This window comes from Blastococcus aggregatus (assembly GCF_900221005.1).
Taxonomy (GTDB): domain Bacteria; phylum Actinomycetota; class Actinomycetes; order Mycobacteriales; family Geodermatophilaceae; genus Blastococcus; species Blastococcus aggregatus.
In genome coordinates this window covers 164,241-182,163 of the sequence record NZ_OBQI01000006.1, presented here as the reverse complement: position 1 = coordinate 182,163, position 17,923 = coordinate 164,241, and the positions used below count along the sequence as shown (strand labels likewise).

Annotated in this window: 19 protein-coding genes; 10 read left to right on the top strand and 9 right to left on the bottom strand. The window is 74.9% G+C overall.

Annotated elements, in window-relative coordinates:
• Positions 1-3: 3 nt before the first annotated feature.
• Together mftD and mftR are read right to left on the bottom strand one after the other, a co-directional pair.
• Positions 4-1,245: a pre-mycofactocin synthase MftD gene (gene mftD, locus CRP29_RS19100; RefSeq protein ID WP_097196645.1), complete on the bottom strand. Its 1,242-nt coding sequence runs from the start codon at positions 1,243-1,245 to the stop codon at positions 4-6.
• Between the two features lie 142 nt (positions 1,246-1,387).
• Positions 1,388-1,990 (bottom strand): mycofactocin system transcriptional regulator, encoded by a 603-nt coding sequence (mftR, locus tag CRP29_RS19095; protein WP_245853069.1) that lies wholly within the window; start codon positions 1,988-1,990, stop codon positions 1,388-1,390.
• 122 nt (positions 1,991-2,112) lie between these two features.
• On the opposite strand from mftR, the gene mftA reads away from it, so the two are divergent.
• The 4 genes from mftA (at position 2,113) to CRP29_RS19075 (ending at position 5,730) form a co-directional block, all read left to right on the top strand.
• Positions 2,113-2,229 carry a mycofactocin precursor MftA gene (gene mftA, locus CRP29_RS19090; protein ID WP_091989862.1) on the top strand — a complete coding sequence of 39 codons (117 nt, stop codon included), beginning with the start codon at positions 2,113-2,115 and terminating at the stop codon, positions 2,227-2,229.
• A gap of 53 nt (positions 2,230-2,282) precedes the next feature.
• Positions 2,283-2,579 carry a mycofactocin biosynthesis chaperone MftB gene (gene mftB / locus CRP29_RS19085; RefSeq protein ID WP_097196808.1) on the top strand — a complete coding sequence of 99 codons (297 nt, stop codon included), beginning with the start codon at positions 2,283-2,285 and terminating at the stop codon, positions 2,577-2,579.
• Positions 2,576-3,808, top strand: coding sequence for a mycofactocin radical SAM maturase (mftC, locus tag CRP29_RS19080; RefSeq protein ID WP_097196644.1), 1,233 nt, complete (start codon positions 2,576-2,578; stop codon positions 3,806-3,808). Before mftB ends, mftC begins: the two co-directional genes overlap by 4 nt.
• Positions 3,809-3,894: 86 nt before the next feature.
• Positions 3,895-5,730 (top strand): putative bifunctional diguanylate cyclase/phosphodiesterase, encoded by a 1,836-nt coding sequence (locus CRP29_RS19075; protein WP_097196643.1) that lies wholly within the window; start codon positions 3,895-3,897, stop codon positions 5,728-5,730.
• Between the two features lie 13 nt (positions 5,731-5,743).
• On the opposite strand, the gene CRP29_RS19070 is transcribed toward CRP29_RS19075, so the two are convergent.
• A complete protein-coding gene (locus CRP29_RS19070) occupies positions 5,744-6,223 on the bottom strand; it encodes a pyridoxamine 5'-phosphate oxidase family protein (protein WP_097196642.1) in 480 nt (159 codons plus the stop codon).
• A gap of 37 nt (positions 6,224-6,260) precedes the next feature.
• Complete coding sequence (locus CRP29_RS19065; protein ID WP_097196641.1) at positions 6,261-6,638, bottom strand: YchJ family protein; 378 nt, start codon at positions 6,636-6,638, stop codon at positions 6,261-6,263.
• A gap of 32 nt (positions 6,639-6,670) precedes the next feature.
• On the opposite strand from CRP29_RS19065, the gene mftE reads away from it, so the two are divergent.
• Positions 6,671-7,366, top strand: coding sequence for a mycofactocin biosynthesis peptidyl-dipeptidase MftE (mftE, locus tag CRP29_RS19060; RefSeq protein WP_097196640.1), 696 nt, complete (start codon positions 6,671-6,673; stop codon positions 7,364-7,366).
• A gap of 27 nt (positions 7,367-7,393) precedes the next feature.
• On the opposite strand, the gene CRP29_RS19055 is transcribed toward mftE, so the two are convergent.
• Positions 7,394-8,386, bottom strand: a complete 993-nt coding sequence (locus tag CRP29_RS19055; RefSeq protein WP_097196639.1) for an iron-siderophore ABC transporter substrate-binding protein — start codon at positions 8,384-8,386, stop codon at positions 7,394-7,396.
• Between the two features lie 110 nt (positions 8,387-8,496).
• Between CRP29_RS19055 and mftF the strand changes: the two genes are divergently transcribed.
• The 4 genes from mftF (at position 8,497) to CRP29_RS19035 (ending at position 13,685) form a co-directional block, all read left to right on the top strand.
• On the top strand, positions 8,497-9,948 hold the full coding sequence (gene mftF / locus CRP29_RS19050; RefSeq protein ID WP_097196638.1) for a mycofactocin biosynthesis glycosyltransferase MftF: 1,452 nt from the start codon (positions 8,497-8,499) through the stop codon (positions 9,946-9,948).
• Positions 9,949-10,020: 72 nt separating this feature from the next.
• Positions 10,021-11,292, top strand: a complete 1,272-nt coding sequence (locus CRP29_RS19045) for a multidrug effflux MFS transporter (protein WP_245853066.1) — start codon at positions 10,021-10,023, stop codon at positions 11,290-11,292.
• Positions 11,293-11,296: 4 nt separating this feature from the next.
• The gene (locus tag CRP29_RS19040) at positions 11,297-12,553 is read left to right on the top strand and encodes an MFS transporter (RefSeq protein WP_245853063.1); all 1,257 of its coding nucleotides are present in this window, start codon (positions 11,297-11,299) and stop codon (positions 12,551-12,553) included.
• 88 nt (positions 12,554-12,641) lie between these two features.
• A complete protein-coding gene (locus CRP29_RS19035; protein WP_097196636.1) occupies positions 12,642-13,685 on the top strand; it encodes an SRPBCC family protein in 1,044 nt (347 codons plus the stop codon).
• Positions 13,686-13,844: 159 nt separating this feature from the next.
• On the opposite strand, the gene CRP29_RS19030 is transcribed toward CRP29_RS19035, so the two are convergent.
• Positions 13,845-14,162 (bottom strand): hypothetical protein, encoded by a 318-nt coding sequence (locus CRP29_RS19030; protein WP_097196635.1) that lies wholly within the window; start codon positions 14,160-14,162, stop codon positions 13,845-13,847.
• Between the two features lie 197 nt (positions 14,163-14,359).
• On the opposite strand from CRP29_RS19030, the gene CRP29_RS23655 reads away from it, so the two are divergent.
• A complete protein-coding gene (locus CRP29_RS23655) occupies positions 14,360-15,880 on the top strand; it encodes an HNH endonuclease signature motif containing protein (RefSeq protein ID WP_176523052.1) in 1,521 nt (506 codons plus the stop codon).
• A gap of 12 nt (positions 15,881-15,892) precedes the next feature.
• Here CRP29_RS23655 and CRP29_RS19020 read toward each other — a convergent pair whose 3' ends face one another.
• The 3 genes from CRP29_RS19020 to CRP29_RS19010 are packed head-to-tail and all read right to left on the bottom strand — an operon-like array spanning position 15,893 to position 17,852.
• A complete protein-coding gene (locus tag CRP29_RS19020; protein WP_097196633.1) occupies positions 15,893-16,513 on the bottom strand; it encodes an alpha/beta hydrolase family protein in 621 nt (206 codons plus the stop codon).
• Positions 16,510-17,178, bottom strand: a complete 669-nt coding sequence (locus CRP29_RS19015; protein ID WP_097196632.1) for an HAD-IA family hydrolase — start codon at positions 17,176-17,178, stop codon at positions 16,510-16,512. Before CRP29_RS19015 ends, CRP29_RS19020 begins: the two co-directional genes overlap by 4 nt.
• Entirely contained in the window at positions 17,175-17,852 is a 678-nt protein-coding gene (locus CRP29_RS19010; RefSeq protein ID WP_097196631.1) for a DedA family protein, read from the bottom strand. The genes CRP29_RS19015 and CRP29_RS19010 overlap by 4 nt, the downstream gene beginning before the upstream one ends.
• Positions 17,853-17,923 lie beyond the last annotated feature (71 nt).

Genomic DNA, 17,923 nt, shown 5'->3' with positions numbered 1-17,923 from the left:
CGGTCAGGCCTCGCGTGCGCGCGAGGCGGCGGGCGAGGTGCTCAGCATGGCGTTGGCGACGGCGACGTCCCCGAGCTGGCGCTCGAAGCCTGCCGGGATGACCAGGTCGTCGGTGCTGAGATCGGCGACGTTCGCCTTGCCCAGCCCGATCATCGCCGAGCCGAGGCCGTCGCGGAGCAGGTCGAGCACGTTGCCGACGCCGGCCTCGCCGTTGGCGCCGAGGCCCCACAGGTAGGCGCGGCCGATCATGACGGCCTTGGCGCCCAGGGCAAGGGCCTTGGCGACGTCGCCGCCGCGGCGGATGCCGCCGTCGAGGAGGACCTCGACCTGGTCGCCGACGGCCGCCGCGACCGAGGGCAGGGCGCGGATCGAGGCGGGCGTGCCGTCGAGGTTGTTGCCGCCGTGGTTGGACACCGAGATGGCGGTGACGCCGGCGTCGACGGCGCGCTTGGCGTCGTCGACCCGCATGACGCCCTTGAGCATGAAGGGCTTGTCGGTGCCCCACAGCTCGCGCAGCCAGGCGACGTCCTCCCAGGTGGGCATGGGGGACTGCATCCACTGGCCGTAGGCCTCGAAGAAGGTCGGGGCCTTGTCGCCGGGGGTGGCGACCATGTTCGGCACGGTCAGGTCGGGGATCTTCATGGTCTTCGCGAAGTCCCACAGCCAGCGCGGCCGGGTCAGCACCTGCGGGGCGTACCGGCGCGCGGCCTCGAAGTTGATCCGCTCCGGGATGAAGGGGCTGCCCCAGTCACGGCCGTAGGAGAACGACCAGTCGAGGGTGGCGATGAGCCCGGCGGCGCCGGCCCGGCGGGCGCGCTCGACCTTGGCGGCCATGACGTCGCGGTCGCCGACCCAGTACAGCTGGAAGAACGTCTTGGGGTTGGCCGCGATGACCTCCTCCATGGGCTTGCTCGCCATGGACGACAGCCCCATGGCGGTGCCGCGGGAGGCAGCGGCCCGGGCGACGTCGACCTCGCCACCGGGGGTGACGGCCTGGACGCCGGTGGGGCTGATCATCACCGGCATCGAGAGCTCCTGGCCCATGACGGTGACGGCCATGTTCTTCTCGTTCGCCAGCCCGGCGGTGTGCGGGGCGAAGCCGATCTCGGCGAAGGCGGCGAGGTTGTCCTCGGCCGTCAGCCCGCGCTCGGAGCCGGCGACCAGCGCGCCGTAGACGCCCTTGGGCAGCCGCTTCTTCGCCCGCCGCTGGGCCTCCGCCACCGACTCGAACCAGGGGTTCGGCATCTGCTGCTCTCCTGTCACCCGGGGTCGCCCCGCGCTCGGGATGACCGCCTGATCTGCTCCCCCGACCGGGAACGGTCGGTGGCACTGAGTGCCAGGCTACCCGCTCACCAGGAGACGAGCGCCACACCTGCGGGGGAGGCGGTCAGCGGAGCAGCCCCGGGAAGCCGGCGGTGAGCTCCGCGAACGCCTGCCGCAGGTGGGTCCCCAGCGCGGAGCGCTGATCGGCCAGCCAGGCCTCGAACGCCGTCGTCGCGGCGGCGCGGGTGGTGGCGGCGACGAGCCGGGGGACCAGGTCGGTGGCGGCCGCCCCGGAGCGGCCCGCGACGTACCGGGCGACCACCCGGTCGACCTCGGCGAACCGCAGCTGCGAGTGCGCGAGCAGCGCCGGCTCGGTGAGGATCAGCAGCATCCGCTCGCGCAGCAGCGGCAGCTCGGCCACCGCGTAGTCGTTCACCTCCACGTAGGCCGCGCACACCGAGGCGAGCACCGGTTGGGCCGGGTCCGTGGCGGCCAGCAGCTCCTCCAGTCGCGCCACGTGCGCGGCGAAATCGCCCCACACGGCGTCGGCCTTGGTCGCGAAGTACCGGAAGAACGTGCGCCGGCTGATCCCCGCCGCGTCGGCGACCTCGTCGGTCGTCACCTGCTCGAAGCCGCGCAGCGTGAACAGGTCCAGCGCGGCCCGCTCGACCCGGGCGCGGGTGCCCTCGGCCGGGAGGCCCGGCGCGGTGGTCTCGATGGCGGTCACGCACGCATTGTGCCCACCCCGCGCGCCGATCCCCACGGATCCGGCACCCCCTGTTGCCCGGTGGCACCCGGTGTCATTAGCCTCCCTGCATCGTCCGTGACCGCGATCACCAGGAGTGCGCCATGCCCGAGAACCACGCTGACGTCGACGCCGCCCCGGCCCCCGCCGCCGAGGAGACCCTGGTGGAGGAGTCGCTGGTCGAGGAGGTCTCGATCGACGGCATGTGCGGCGTCTACTGAACGACGCCGGCCCTCCTGTGACCGCGGCGGTGTCCCCGACCGAATCCCCGGCCGTGTCCCCGGCCGAGGTCGACTTCGACCCGGACCGGCCCTGGCGGCGCGCCCGCTCGGTCGCGCTGCGGCCGGAGCCCTTCGGCGCGCTGGTCTACCACTTCGGCAACCGGAAGCTCTCCTTCCTGAAGTCGAAGACCCTGGTCGCCGTCGTCGAGGCCCTCGCCGACCACCCCAGCGCGAGCGCCACGCTCGCCGCCTGCGGCGTGACCGAGGCCCAGCACCCCGCCTACGTGAAGGCGCTGGCCGACCTCGCCCGCTCGCAGATGATCGAACCGAATCCCGAGGGGACCTCGTGACCGCCGTCCTGCCGTCCCGCACCGCCCGGCCCGACCGACCCGTCGGCGGCCGGCTGATCGACCAGTTCGAGTACGGCCTGGACGCGCCCATCTGCCTGACGTGGGAGCTCACCTACGCCTGCAACCTGGCCTGCGCCCACTGCCTGTCCTCCTCCGGACGGCGGGACCCGAACGAGCTGTCCACCGCCGAGGCCGAGGCGGTCATCGACGAGCTGCAGCGGATGCAGGTGTTCTACGTCAACGTCGGCGGCGGCGAGCCCACGGTGCGCCCGGACTTCTGGCACCTGCTCGACTACGCCATCGGCCACGACGTCGGCGTCAAGTTCTCCACCAACGGCATCAAGCTGGACAAGACCCGCGCCGCCCAGCTCGCCCGCACCGACTACGTCGACGTGCAGATCTCCCTCGACGGCGCCACCGCCGAGGTGAACGACCGCGTCCGCGGCGCCGGCTCCTACGCGACCGCGATCCGAGCGCTGGAGAACCTGGCCGAGGCCGGGATGAAGGACTTCAAGGTCTCCGTCGTCGTCACCCGGGAGAACGCCGGGCAGCTCGACGCGTTCAAGGAGCTCACCGACTCCTTCGGCGCCCAGCTCCGGATCACCCGGCTGCGGCCTTCCGGCCGCGGGGCCGACGTGTGGGACGAGCTGCACCCGACGATGGCCCAGCAGCGCGAGCTCTACAACTGGCTGCTGGCCAACGGCGACGGCGTCCTCACCGGCGACTCGTTCTTCCACCTGTCGGCGTTCGGCGAGGCCCTGCCCGGGCTGAACCTCTGCGGCGCCGGCCGCGTGGTGTGCCTGATCGACCCGGTCGGCGACGTCTACGCCTGCCCGTTCGCCATCCACGAGAACTTCCTGGCCGGCAACGTGCGGGACGAGGGCGGCTTCCAGCGGGTGTGGCAGCAGTCGGAGCTCTTCGCCGACCTGCGCAACCCCCAGACCGGCGGCGCCTGCACCAAGTGCGCGCACTTCGACGCCTGCCGCGGTGGCTGCATGGCGGCCAAGTTCTTCACCGGCCTGCCTCTCGACGGCCCCGACCCCGAGTGCGTCCAGGGCTACGGCGAGAGTGCCCTGGCCGCCCGGGACCTCGAGCTGGTCACCCCGCGCAGCCACATCGACCACTCGCACAGCGGGCCGGTGCGCGGGCAGCCGACGCTGCTGGGGATCCCGTCGATCCCCAGCAAGATCTGCGACGAGTCCCCGCTGGCCGGGCTCGACCTGCGCTGAAACGCTCCACCGGCTGACCCACCCCCTTGGGGGGAGGGGCGGCCGGTGGACTGCGGAACAGGATCGTCCGCGCCGATCAGGACGAGGTGATCCTCGACCTCCGCACGCGGGCTGAGCGGCTGCTTCCCTCGGGCCGCCGGCTGCCCGAGGCGGTGTGGCAGCGCCGCCACAGCGCGATCGTCCGCCTCGCGGCCGGGTGCGCCGTCGGGCTCGTGGTCCTCGCCTGGGCGTGGGGGTACGGGCAGCCCGCCGCGGTCGCCGTCCTGGCCGCCGTCGCCGGCCCGCTCGCTCTCGCGGTCGCGCCGGGGCTGAGCCGGGTGGTCCGGGCGGGCGCGACGACGTGCAGCCTGATGGCCGCCTCGGTCGCGCTGGTGCACCTGTGGGGCGGGGTCACCGAGGCGCACTTCGTGTTCTTCGTGATGATCGGCATCGTCTCGCTGTATCAGGACTGGGTGCCCTTCGGCATCGCCGTCGTGGTCGTGGCCGCCCACCACGGGGTGGTCGGCACGCTGTACCCCCACGCGGTCTTCGGGCACGGCGGGCAGGGCAACCCCTGGATGTGGGCCGGTGTCCACGCGGCGTTCGTGCTGGCCGCGAGCCTGGCGCACCTCTCCTCGTGGCGGCTCCACGAGGACCAGGTGCTCAGCGACCCGCTGACCGGCCTGGCCAACCGCACGCTGCTCGAGGAGGTCACCCACCGCCTGCTCGCCCGCGGCGGCGCGGTCTCCCTGCTCCTCATCGACATCGACGACTTCAAGGTGGTCAACGACGGCCGCGGGCACGCCGTCGGCGACGAGTTGCTGCTCGTGCTGTCCGAGCGCCTGCGCGGTTGCGTCCGCCCCGGAGACGTCGTCGCGCGCATCGGCGGGGACGAGTTCGCCGTCGTCGTGGACGGCGGCCCGGACGTCGCCCGCGCCGTGGCCGAGAGGGCGCTGGTCGCCGTGTCCGTCCCCGTGCCGCTGGACGACGGCCCGCTCACCGTGCACTGCAGCGTCGGCGTTGCCGCCTCCACCGACCCGACCGACCGGACGGCCGGCGCCCTGCTCCGCAACGCGGACCTGGCGATGTACCTCGCGAAGGCGCAGGGCAAGAACCGGCTGGTCGTCTACGCCGACGGCATGGCCGAGGCCGCCCGTCGCCGGGCGGGCCTGGCCCAGGATCTCGCCGCGGCGGCCGACGCCGGTCAGCTGGAGGTCCACTACCAGCCCACCGTCCGCCTCGCGGACGGCCGCACCACCGGCTTCGAGGCCCTCGTCCGCTGGAACCACCCGACGCGCGGCCTCATCCCGCCGGTCGAGTTCATCCCGCTGGCCGAGGAGACCGGCGCGATCGCCGGCATCGGCAGCTGGGTGCTGCGCGAAGCGCTCCGCCAGGGCGCCACCTGGACGGCGGAGACCGGCGCGCCTCTGCGCATGGCGGTGAACCTCTCCCCCCGGCAGTTCCACGACGGCAGCGACGTGACCGCCCTCGTCGTCGCGGCGCTGGCCGAGACCGGCTTCCCCGCGGACCAGCTCACGCTGGAGGTGACCGAGGGCGTGCTCGTCGAGGACGGCGACGCCGTCGTCGCCCAGCTCCAGTCGCTGCGGGCCCTGGGCGTCCGCATCGCGATCGACGACTTCGGCACCGGCTTCTCGGGGCTGTCCTACCTCCGGCACCTGCCGGCGGACATCATCAAGATCGACCGCAGCTTCGTCATGGACCTGCCGCGCGGCCGCTCGGCGGTCACCCTGATCACCTCGATCGTCGAGCTGGCCCACACGCTGGGGCTGGACATCGTCGCGGAGGGCGTCGAGACCGAGGGCCAGCGGCAGGCGCTCGCCGACCTGGACTGCGGCTCCGCGCAGGGCTACCTGTTCGCCCGGCCCGAGCCCGCCGACCGCGCGGGCGCCGCCCTCGCCGCCGGCATGCCCGTGCGGAGCTAGCCGAGCAGTCGGGTCAGAGCTCGACCTTCTCGTTCTCGCCGCCCTGGATCCGCTCGCCGGTCGCCTTGGCCTTGACGAAGCTGAAGGCGGTGGCGAGCCGGCCGCCGGGGCTGTCCCAGTACTCGGCGGAGTCGCCCTCGACCTTCAGCAGGACGACCGAGGGGTCCTCCGGGCCCTGCGGGAACCAGGCCTCGACGGCGCCGTTCCACAGCTCCTTCTTCTTGGCGACGTCCTCGACGACGCGGGCGTGCCCGGTCAGCGAGACCCAGGTGCCACCGGAGCCGACGCCCACGTTGACCTGGGGCGCGACCTGGATGTGCTGCACCGGGTGGGAGCCGCGCTCGGCGAAGAACCACAGGTCGCCGTCGAACTCGACCTCCTGCAGCGTCATGGGCCGGCTGGTGAGCTTGCCCTCGGGGGTGGTCGTGGTGAGGAAGCCGAACCGCTGACCCTTGATCAGCTCGGCGACCTTGCGGGTGTCCTCTGCGCTCATGGGGAGGGCGTTCCCCGGCCTGGACGCTCCGACACCCTCAGACGGCGTCCAGGTACCGCCACGCGCCGTCCTCGCGGACGAACCGGCTGACCTCGTGCTGCTCGCCGCGCTGCCCGCCGGAGATCCGGTGTGCGACGAACTCGACGGTCCCCTCCGCGGCCAGCAACCCGCCGCCGTCGGTGGCCAGGACGTCCAGCCCGAGCCAGCGGGTGCCGGGGTCGAGCTCCAGCGCCGCAGGTCGGGTGGTCGGATGCCAGGTGGCGAGCAGGTACGGCGCGTCACCGACGGCGAAGGCGCTGTACCGCGACCGCATCAGCTGCTCGGCGGTCGCCGCCGCGGTCGTGCCGGCGTGCAGGGGGCCGCAGCAGTCGTCGTAGGGCAGGCCCGTTCCGCAGGGGCAGCGCCGGTTCGCCATGCAGCCAGTCTGGTGCTCCCTAGGCTGCCCGGGTGACCCAGCTCGCCGGTGCCGTCTGGCCGCAGATCCCCGAGGCCGCGCTGCTGGTCGTCCCGCTGGGCTCGGTCGAGCAGCACGGCCACCACCTGCCGCTGGCGACCGACACCACGGTCGCGGCCGCCGTGTCGCGGGCCGCGCTGCCCGGGCTGGCCGATGCCCTGCTGGCGCCCGCGCTGCCGTACGGCGCGAGCGGTGAGCACGAGGGCTTCCCCGGAACGGTGTCGATCGGCACCGAGGCGCTGACGACGGTGCTGGTCGAGCTCGGCCGTTCGGCCTGCCGGTGGGCGCCGCGGCTGCTGGTGGTCAACGGCCACGGCGGCAACCTGGAGGCGCTGGGGGCGGCGGTGCCGCTGCTGCGGTCGGAGGGCCGGGACGTGGCCTGGTTCCCCTGTGGGGTGCCCGGCGGGGACGCGCACGCCGGCCGCACCGAGACGTCGCTGATGTTGCACGTGGAACCGGCCGGCGTGCGCGAGGCCGACGCGGTGGCGGGGGAGACCGCGCCGCTGGCCGAGATCCTGCCGCGACTGCGGGCCGGCGGGGTGCGGGCGGTCAGCCCGACGGGGGTGCTGGGGGATCCCTCGGGGGCATCGGCAGCGGAGGGAGCGGGGCTGCTCGTGGCGATCACCGCGCGGCTGGTCGAGGCGGTGCGCCGCTGGGAGGTGGACCCGGCCGGGCGGCTCAGGAGCTGAGCCGCCCGGCGGGACCGGCCGTCCGGCTCAGGCCAGGGCGTCGGCGAACAGCGGAACGGTCGTCTCGAGCGCGTAGAGGATGCCCGGTGCCGTGCCGATGGAGAAGGCGCTGGCCAGCGTCTGGTCCTCGAGGACCACGACCCGCCCGTCCTGGACCGACGGGAGCGCCTGCCACAGCGCGTTCGAGGTGAACTCGGACGCCTCCACGTAGATCGGGAAGGCGACGGTGAGCCCGGCGTCGAGGATGGACACCTGCTCCTCGCTCACGCCGACGAAGAAGTTGTCCGTCGCCTGGTCCTGGATCTCCGCCTCGTTGACGAAGCCGAGCTCCTCCATGAAGTCGACGCGGGCGTCGCCCTGCACGTAGGCGCCGAAGCCCTCGGAGGTGAAGGCGGCGACGGCGACCTCGGTGCCCTCGAACTCCGGGTGCGCGGCGGCGGCGTCCTCGAACGCCTGCGCGACCTCGGCGGCGAGGTCGTCGGCCTCGTCGGTCCTGCCCAGAGCCTGGCCGACCAGCTCGAGCTGCTGGTCCCAGGAGGTCTGGTAGGCCTCGACGCCCTCGGGCTGGCCGATGGTGGGCGCGATCTGGCTCAGCAGGTCGTAGCGCTCCTGCGCGCCGTCGGACTTGGTGTCCAGGATCAGGTCGGGCTCGAGCGCGGCGATCGCCTCGAGGCTGGGCTCCAGCGTCTCGATGATCTCCGGGGCCTCGTCGTACCGGCCCTCGGACCACGGGCCGACGCCCTCGCCGCCGAAGGCGAGCCAGTCGCTGGCGCCGACCGGCTGCACGCCCAGGGCCAGCGCCGTCTCGGCGTCCCCCCAGCCCAGGGCCACGATGCGGGTCGGCTCGTCGGCGATCTCGACGTCCCCGAAGGCGGTGGCGACGGTGACGGGGAAGGCGCCGGAGGAGCTGGTGCCGCCGCCGGAGGACGAGTCGGTGTCGTCGTCGGAACCGCATCCGGTGACGACGAGAGCTGCGGCGGCCAGGACGGCGGCACCGCGGAGGATCGGGCGGGCGGGCATGGAGGGACTCCTTCGAAGGTCAGGTAAGGCTGACCTAAACACACCCGTGCGCGGCGGGGTGCACCCGCCCGTCCTCCGGATCGGTCGGGCGAGCCGGGCAGACTGCCCGGGTGACCGGATCGGCGGCGGCTCCCGCGGCTCTCCCCGCGGCTCCGGAGCTGCGGCTGCCCGACGGCTTCGCCGTCCGCCTGGACCCGCGGGTGCGGCGGCGCGACGGCGGGACGACGTTGCTCGGCGGCGCGCCGCTCCGGCTGCTGCGGCTGGCCCCGCGGGCCCGGACGCTGCTGGCCGGCGACCGGCTCGTCGTCCGGGACGGCGCCACGGCGGCCCTCGCCGCCCGCCTGCTGGACGCCGGGCTCGCGCATCCCGACCTCGCCCCCGCGGCCGACGCTCCTGCGACCCGTGCCCGCGACGTGACCGTCGTGATCCCGGTGAAGGACCGGCCGGTCGGGCTGGCCCGGCTGCTCGCCGCGCTGCGGAGCGATCCGGCCACCGCGGGGCTGCCCGTCGTGGTGGTGGACGACGGGTCGGCGGCCCCGGTGCGGACCGACGACGCCGTCGTCGTCGTCCGGCACGGGACCGCACGCGGACCGGCGGCAGCGCGCAACGCCGGGCTGCGGGCGGTGCGGACGCCGTTCGTCGCGTTCCTGGACTCCGACTGCGTGCCGCGCCCGGGGTGGTTGGCTGCGCTGCTGCCGCACCTGGCCGACCCCCGGCTCGCGCTGGTCGCGCCGCGCATCGTCGCGCTGTCCGGCGAGGGGTGGCTGTCCGGCTACGAGGCGGTCGACGGCGCGCTGGACATGGGACGGCAGGCCGCGCCCGTGCGCCCGCTGACGGCGGTCTCGTACGTGCCGAGCGCGGCGCTGCTGGGCCGGACCGCGGCGCTCGCCGGCGCCGGCTTCGACGAGACGATGCGGGTGGCGGAGGACGTCGACCTGGTGTGGCGGCTGACTGCGGCGGGCTGGCGGGTGCGCTACGACCCGGCCGCCGAGGTGGCGCACGAGCACCCCACCGGGACGGCGGAGTGGCTGCGCCGCCGGGCGTTCTACGGCACCGGGGCCGCGCTGCTCGCCGCCCGGCACGACGGCCTCGTGTCCCCCCTCGTCGTCGCCCCGGACGTGGCGGCCGCCGTGGGGCTGGCCGCGGCCGGCGGCCGGCGCGGCCGGGCGGTGGCCGTCGGGCTGCTCGCCGTGCGGGCGGTGCGGCTGTCCCGCCGGCTGGCCCGGCCGGGGGAGCGCCCGCCACTGGGGCTGGCGACCGTGCTGACCGTGCGCGCGACCGGCGTCTCCGCCCGGGCGATGGCGCGGGCGGTCACCCGCCACCACTGGCCGCTGGCGGTCGCCGCCGGCGTGCTGTCGCGGCCGGCCCGGGGCCGGCTGCTCGGGCTCGCCGTCGCCGAGGGGTTGCTGGCCTGGTTGCCGCACCGGCACGAGGTCGGACCGGTCCGTCACCTCGCGGCCCGGCGGCTGGACGACCTCGCGTACGGGGCGGGGCTGTGGGCGGGGGCCGCCCGTGTCCGCTCCGCGGCGGCGCTGCTGCCCACCCGGCCGCCCGGCCCGTGACGCCCGTGTGAACAATCCGCTATTCGCTCACGATCCGGAATGGGGGGCGTCCGCCGGTCCTTGCGGCCACCTGTGACCACCCTCTCCGAACGTCCGGCGCCCGCACCCGCGACCGCGCCGGCGGTCCCGGTGCCCGGTGCGGCCCGGACCGCCCTGATCCTGGGCGCGTTCGTGGCGATCGGTCCGCTGACCATCGACATGTACCTGCCGGCGCTGCCCACCATCACCCGCGAGCTGGAGACGACGTCGGCGGCGGTCCAGCTGACGCTGACCGGCACCCTCGTCGGGCTCGCGCTGGGGCAGCTGGTGCTGGGGCCGGTGTCCGACGCCTACGGCCGGAGGCGCCCGCTGCTGGCCGGCACCGCGCTGCACGTGCTGGCCTCCCTGCTGGTCATCATCGCGCCGAACCTGGCCGTGCTCGGCGCGCTCCGCGTGCTGCAGGGCGTCGGGACGGCGGCCGGCGCGGTGATCGCGATCGCGATCGTGCGCGACCTGTACGACGGCCGGGCCGCCGCACGGATGCTCTCCCGCCTGTTCCTGGTGCTCGGCGCCGCGCCGGTCCTCGCCCCGACGATCGGCGGCGAGATGCTTCGGTTCACCTCGTGGCGCGGGATCTTCGCCCTGCTGGCGGTCTACGGCGTCGTCATGGTCGTCGTCGGTGCGCGCCTGCTGCCGGAGACCCTGCCGCCGGAGCGGCGCCGGTCCAGCGGCGTCACCGGGACGCTGCGGGGCTACCGCGAGCTGCTGCGCGACCGCGCCTACGTGGGCCTCGTGCTCGTCGCCGGGCTGACGATGGCCGGGCTGTTCAGCTACGTCTCGGGCTCGGCGTTCGTCTACCAGGGCCAGTTCGGTCTCGACGAGCAGCAGTTCGGCCTGCTCTTCGGCGCCGGCGCCGTGTGGCTGATCGCGGCGACCCAGCTCAACCCGGTCCTGCTCGGCCGATGGTCCCCGGCGCAGATCCTCGTCGCCGGCACGGCGGCCGGGGCGCTGGCCGGAGCCCTGCTCGTCGTCCTGGCCGTGACCAGCACCGGCGGCCTGTGGGGCGTGGCCCTCAGCCTGTGGGCGGTGCTCTTCGCCTGCGGCCTGGCGCTGCCCAACGCTCCTGCCCTGGCGCTGTCCCGCCACGGTGACGCCGCCGGGACGGCCGCGGCGCTGCTCGGTGCCGTGCAGTTCGGTGTCGGCGCGCTGGTCTCGCCGGTCGTCGGCCTGCTGGGGAACGACGCGGCGGCCATCGGCACGGTCGTGGTGACGGCGCTGACGCTGGCGATCGCCCTGCTGGTCGTCGTCGTCCGCCCCTGGCAGCTGCCGCTCGACGACGACGTCCAGCCGGTCGCCGTCCACTGATGTCGTGACCGACCCGACCTCCCCGCCGCTCTCGCCCGGGCGCGTGGCCGCGGCGATCGTCGCCCTCGCGCTCGGCGGGTTCGCGATCGGCACCACCGAGTTCGTGACCATGGGCCTGCTGCCCGACGTGGCCGAGGGCGTCGACATCGACATCCCCACCGCCGGGCACGTGATCTCGCTGTACGCGCTGGGCGTCGTCGTCGGCGCGCCCGTCCTCGCCGCGCTGGGTACCCGGCTGCCCCGCCGGGGCCTGCTCATCGGGCTGATGGTCGCCTTCATCGCGGGCAACGCGCTGACCGCGCTCGCCCCGGGCTACGGCTCGCTGCTGGCCGCGCGCTTCCTGGCCGGGTTGCCGCACGGCGCGTACTTCGGCGTCGCCTCGCTGGTCGCCGCCTCGCTGGTGGCCCCGCACCTGCGCGGGCGCGCGGTGAGCTCGGTGATGCTCGGGCTCGCCGTCTCCAACGTGGTGGGCGTGCCGGCGGCGACGTGGCTGGGACAGCAGCTGGGCTGGCGCAGCGCGTACTGGGCGGTGGTGGTCATCGCCGCGCTGACGATCGTCTCCGTCGCCGCGGTCGTGCCGGCGACCCCGGCCGACCGGGGGGCCACCGTGCGCACCGAGCTGGGGGCGTTGCGTCGTCCCCAGGTGCTGCTCACCCTGCTCGTGGGCGTGGTCGGGTTCGGCGGGATGTTCGCCGTCTACAGCTACGTCGCGCCGCTGGTCACCGAGGTGTCCGGGATGTCCCGGGGCGCCATCCCGCTCGTGCTGCTGGCCTTCGGCGCCGGCATGGTCGTCGGGACGGCGGTCGGCGGGCGGCTCGCCGACCTGGCGCTGTTCCGGTCGCTGGTGGGCGCGAACGTCGCCATCGGCGCGGTCCTGGTGCTGATCCCGCTCGCCGCCCGGACGCCCGTCACGATCGTCGCCGCCGTCTTCCTGCTGGGCGCCACCGCGTCGGTCCTGGTCGTCTGCCTGCAGATGCGACTCATGGAGGTCGCCGGGGAGGCGCAGATGCTGGGTGCGGCGCTGAACCACTCGGCGCTCAACGCCGCGAACGCGCTCGGCGCCTGGCTCGGCGGCCTGGTGATCGCGGCGGGCGCCGGCTACACGGCCCCGGGGCTGGTCGGCGCCGCCCTCGCCGCGGCGGGGCTGGCGGCGCTCACGGCATCGGCCCTCCTGCGCCGCCGGGAACTGCGGGTGGAACACCCGTCCCACCAGGCGCAGCCCGCTCGCGCCGTGCGGGTGGAGGAGCAGGTCGGGCGGTAGCGTCGGGCAGCCGCCGGTCCGTACTCGTCCGTCCCACCCGGGGCCCCACGGAGGCCCGGCGGGATCGCAGCCCCAGGAGGATCCAGCCGTGCAACTGGAGAACTCGTTCAGCGTGCCCCTGCCCGTCGACGAGGCGTGGCGGGTGCTGCTCGATCTCGAGCGGATCGCGCCGTGCATGCCCGGCGCCACGCTGGACTCGGCCGGCGACGACGACGTCAGCGGCTCGATCAAGGTCAAGCTCGGGCCGATCAACCTGACCTACCAGGGCAAGGCGTCGATCGTGGAGAAGGACGAGGTCGCGCACCGGGCGGTGATCGAGGCGCGCGGCAAGGACCAGCGGGGCAACGGCACCGCGGCCGCGACGATCACCGCGAGCCTGGCCGCCGACGGTCCCGGCACCCGCGTGGACGTGGCCACCGATCTGACCATCACCGGCCGGCCGGCCCAGTTCGGCCGCGGGGTCATGACCGACGTCGGCGACAAGCTGCTCGGCCAGTTCTCGGACAAGCTCGCCGCCCAGCTGGACGCACCCGCTGCCGCTCCTGCACCGGGCCCCGTCGCGACGGTGGCCGCGACGGCGACCGGCGCGGTCGAGGAGATCGCCGCCTCCGTCGAGCAGCTGCCCGGCGAGAGCGCGCCCGCGAAGGCCGTGAAGAAGGCCGCCGCGGCCACGAAGAAGGCGGCCGCGAGCGCCACCGAGAAGGTGTCCGAGCCGAAGCCGGCGGCGAAGGCCGCCCCCGCGAAGAAGACCGAGCCGGCGAAGAAGGCGGCCCCCGCGAAGAAGGCCGAGCCGGCGAAGAAGGCGGCGCCCGCCGCCAAGAAGGCCGCCCCCGCAGCCAAGAAGGCGGCGGCCCCCGCCCGCCCCAGCGGACCGCCCGCCGGGCCCTCCGGCCCGCCGGCCCGCCCGGCCACGGGAGCGCCCGTCCGCAGCGTGCCGTCGGCCGGACCGCGCGCCGCGGCCCCCGTCGTGGCCCCGGCCCCGGTGGCGACGCCCGCGAAGCCGGAGCCGATCGACCTGCTCGAGGTCGCCGCGGCCGGCCCGGTGGCCCGCTACGCGCCGGTTGCCGGAGCCGCTGCGGCGGTCCTCGCCGTGGTCCTGCTGGTCCGCCGGAGGCGCCGCAGCCGCAGCTGACCGATCGGGCGCCTCACGAGCCGCCGAGCGCGGTCCGTGAGGGCGACAGAGCGGGCTCCCTGCGGGGATGTGACCGCCCGAGAATCAGTCGGGGTGGTTCGGCCGGGAAGCCTGCGAGACCCGCCCTGAGCGGCCCACTCGGCGCGAACTGTCGAGTGGCTACGAGGGCTCGCGACGCAACCACATGCGCATGCGGAGGGCGAAGCCCATGCCACCTACGTAGATGAGAACTGCGAAGGCGAGGAGAACCAAGATCGCCTTGCTGCCGACTGTCAGCGGGAAGAGGCTCCACCATGAGGAGGCGATGAACAGGCTGAAGAGAGCGCCCCTCAAGAGTCCTTGCGGAAGCTGTGCGGCGGCTTGCCCGGCTCTGTCTCGGGCGAACTGCTCGTCCTCGGGGGCGATCGCACGTCCCAGGATCAGCGCCTTGAGGATCTTCCGTCGGCGGGACCGTTCAAGGGCCGCATAGCCGGTCAACGGGCGCTTCCTCCGGCCCTGTCCGCGGCGCCGGCCCGTACTCATGCTTTTTCTATCGGCGATGGGCAGGTGTCCCTGAAGCCGCCTTCTGCGCGAGTCCGCGACGCGCAATGGGCCGGATGCGATCTCCGCATCGGCCGTACTCGCGAGCCGCTGACCGGCGGAAACTGTCGGACCCCAGCTCTATCGTCATACACATGTTCGATCTGGGCAGCGGATACGGGGTGGCGGTCTCGATCGCCCCGGTGGTCCGTGCGCCCTGGCCCGAGCAACCACTCGCAGCGGGGGTGACCTCGCGGTCGGGCCGGCTGGGCGACGTGCTGCCGGTGGCCGCCCGCACGGATGCGGAGATCGCGGCGGAGCTGCAGCGGGTGCAGCGGGCGAAGTCGGCGTTGGCCGCCTACGAGGCGGAGCTGGTGGTCGGGTTGGCCGCACTGCGGCCGGACGGCGCCGACCGGGAGATCGGTGAACCGGGCGTCGCGGGTGAGGCCTGGGCGTCCGGGCCCGGGCGGCAGCCGGTGGCGGGGGTGAGCGAGTTCTTCGCCGATGAGCTGGCGATGGTGCTCAACTGCTCGCGGACGGCGGCCTCGGTGCAGGGCGACCTGTCCTGGGTGCTGGTCGAGCGGCTGCCCGCGACGTGGGCGGCGCTGGCCGACGGTGCCCTGGACCGGCCCCGGGCGTTCGGCCTGGCCGCCGAGCTGAGCGATGCGGCCCGGGAGCTGGAGCCCGCGGTGCTCCAGCAGATCGAGGCGGCGGTGCTGCCCCGGGCGGGGAGCGTGTCGGTGTCCCGGCTGCGGGCGCTGGCCCGCGCCGAGCTGCAGCGACTGGACGCCACCGCCGCCGACCGGCGCCGCAAGCAGGCCCAGAAGTCCGCCGACGTGACCGTCACCCCGATGCGGGACGGCATGGCCGAGCTGCGCATCTTCCTGCCGCAGCCGATGGCCGCCGCCCTGCACGGCACTCTCGACGGGTACGCGCGGATGGCCAAGGCCGACGGCGACCCGCGTCCGCTGGGGCAACTCCGGGTCGGTGTGCTCACCGACCTGGTGCTGCGCCCGTGGGACGAGTCGCGGCCGCCGGTGACCGCGCACCTCACCGTGTCCGCCGACCTGGGCGCGCTGCGCGCGTCCTGCGGCTCCGCTGACATCGACGGGCAGCCGATCACCGCCGCCCACCTGCGCGAACTCCTCGAGCAGCTCGACGCGCTGTGCCCCGGCGGCCTGCAGGCGCCCGCCGGCGGCACCCTGCACCTCGCGCTCACCGACCCTGTCAGCGGCGCCCTGCGCGCGGTGGTTCCCCGCGCCGAACTCGAACGCCTCGCCCGCCGCGGCTGCCCCCACCACCCCGAGGGCACCTGCGGATGCCCGCTGCTCGACCGGCCCGCCGACGTCGACCGGTACCGGCCCAGCCCCGCCCAGCGCCGCTACACCCGCGCCCGCGACCGCACCTGCCGCCACCCCGGCTGCCGCAACTCCGTCGCCCGCGCCGACCTCGACCACGTCGTCCCCCACGCCGAGGGCGGCGCCACCAGCTGCTCCAACCTCTGCTGCCTGTGCCGCCGCCACCACCGGCTCAAGACCCACGCCCCCGGCTGGCGGTTCACCATGACCGCCGACGGCGTGCTCACCGTCACCACGCCCAGCGGGGTCACCCGCACCACCCGACCACCGGGCTCCCGCATCCCCGACCGGTCCGACGACGACCCGCCACCCTTCTGATGCGGCGGTAGGTCAGGCCGGGAGCACCTCGGTCAGCCAGGACAGCGCGGCCGCGGCCGCCAGGCCCGGGTTCTTCTTCAGCGAGTGGTCGCCGGGCACGGCGTAGACCGACGCGAGCCCGGAGCCGGCCAGTGCCGCGGCCACGTGCTCCGGGCGGCCCATCGCGTCGGTCTCGCCCTGCACCACGACGATCGGCACCCCGACGGCGATGAGCTCCGGGGCGCGGGTCTTCTCCGGCTTGCCCGGCGGGTGCAGCGGGAACGCCAGCGCCAGCACGCCGGACGCGCCCTCGGCCGCCGCCGTCCGGCAGGCCACCCGGGCACCGGCGCTCCGGCCGCCGAGCACGAGCCGGCCGGGCAGCCGGTCGGTCAGCCGCAGCCGGTCCAGCACCGCGCCCCACGCCTCGTCGAGCCGCGGCGGCGCGGGAGCGATCCGCTTGCCGGCCACCCGCCACGGCTGGTCCACCCGGTGCACCAGCCAGCCGGCGTCCGCGGCCTCCGCGGTGAGCGCCGCCAGATCGGGCGCCTCGGAGCTTCCCCCCGCCCCGTGGCCCAGGACCAGCGTGCCCGCGCTGCCGTCGCCGCTGCTGAGCACGCGTGCCGGACCGTGCGGGGTGTCGATCAGCTCGCTCATGCCGGCAGTGCCAGCAGCGCCTCGACGGCGCCGGCCAGGTCGTCGGCCCGCACGTGCGGCGCCGCGTAGACCGACGGGTACACCCGCTCGCTGCGCGGGAACCACGCGCCCGTGAGCCCGGCGCGCTGGGCGCCCAGGACGTCCCAGCCGTGCGCGGCGACCAGCGCCAGCCGGTCGGGTGCCACGCCGCACCGGCCCGCGGCCCACAGGTAGACCTCGCGGGCGGGCTTCCACGCGCGGATGGACTCGCTGGTCAGCGTCGCCTCGACCAGGGGCGTGATGCCCCCGCGCGCCAGACCGGCCTCGGCCACGCCGGGCGAGCCGTGCGACAGCGTCACGACGCGCACGCCCGCCTCGGTCAGCCGGCGCAGCGCCGGCTCGACGTCCGGGTGCGGCGAGAGCTCGGCGAACCCCTCCAGCACCCCCGAGCGGGCGGCGGGGGAGAGGTCGCTCTCCTGCTCCAGGGCCGCGTCGAACGCCTCCCGGAAGGAGCACCAGTCGCCCACGACGGTCGCGGCGAAGCCGGTGAGCAGCGTCCGCGCGAACACCGCGCGCAGCAGCGACTCCGGCTGCCCGGCCTCGACCAGCGTCGCACGCACCGGCGCGAGGTCCAGCAGCGTCTCGTTGACGTCGAGGGCGACGACCGCGGGGCGCCGGCGGGTCATGCCTGGTCGCGCTCGTCGGCCGGCAGGTGCGCCCCGGCCGTCGGCGGCCGGCGCAGGCCCCCGCTCAGCTTCTTGTAGAGGAACCAGCCGACGAACAGGACGACGGCGGCGACCACCGCGTAGTCCAGGTAGTGCAGGTTCTCCCGCACGAAGTCACCGGCGGCCACGCCGAGCCCGATGAGCAGGCTGTTCCAGATCAGGCTGCCGCCCGCGGTGAAGAGCAGGAACTGGCCGATCGGCATCCGGACGACACCGGCCGGCACGGAGATGAAGCTGCGCACGATCGGCACCATGCGGCCGAAGAAGACCGCCGATCGCCCGTGCCGCTCGAACCAGGCGAACGTCTTGTCGACGTCCTCGGTCTCCACCAGGGGCAGCCGGTCCAGGAAGGCGTGCGACCGACGGGGCCCCAGGGCCAGGCCGACGTAGTAGAAGAAGATCGCGCCCAGGATCGAGCCGAGCGTGGCGAACAGCACCACCGGCACGACGTCCATCTCGCCGTCGTTGATGAGCACGCCGGCCAGCCCGAGGACGGCCTCGCTCGGGATCGGCGGGATCACGGTCTCGGCCAGGATCGCCAGCCCCACGCCCACCGGGCCCAGCGAGTTCACCAGGTCCAGCAGGAATCCGGTGATCCCACCCTCGTCGGAGGCGGCGGCGGTGAGGAGGTCCATGGCGCCCACGGTATCGGCGGCTCCGGTGCGCTGCCGCGACGCCGACGGCGGGCGCGGCTAGCGTCGCCAGC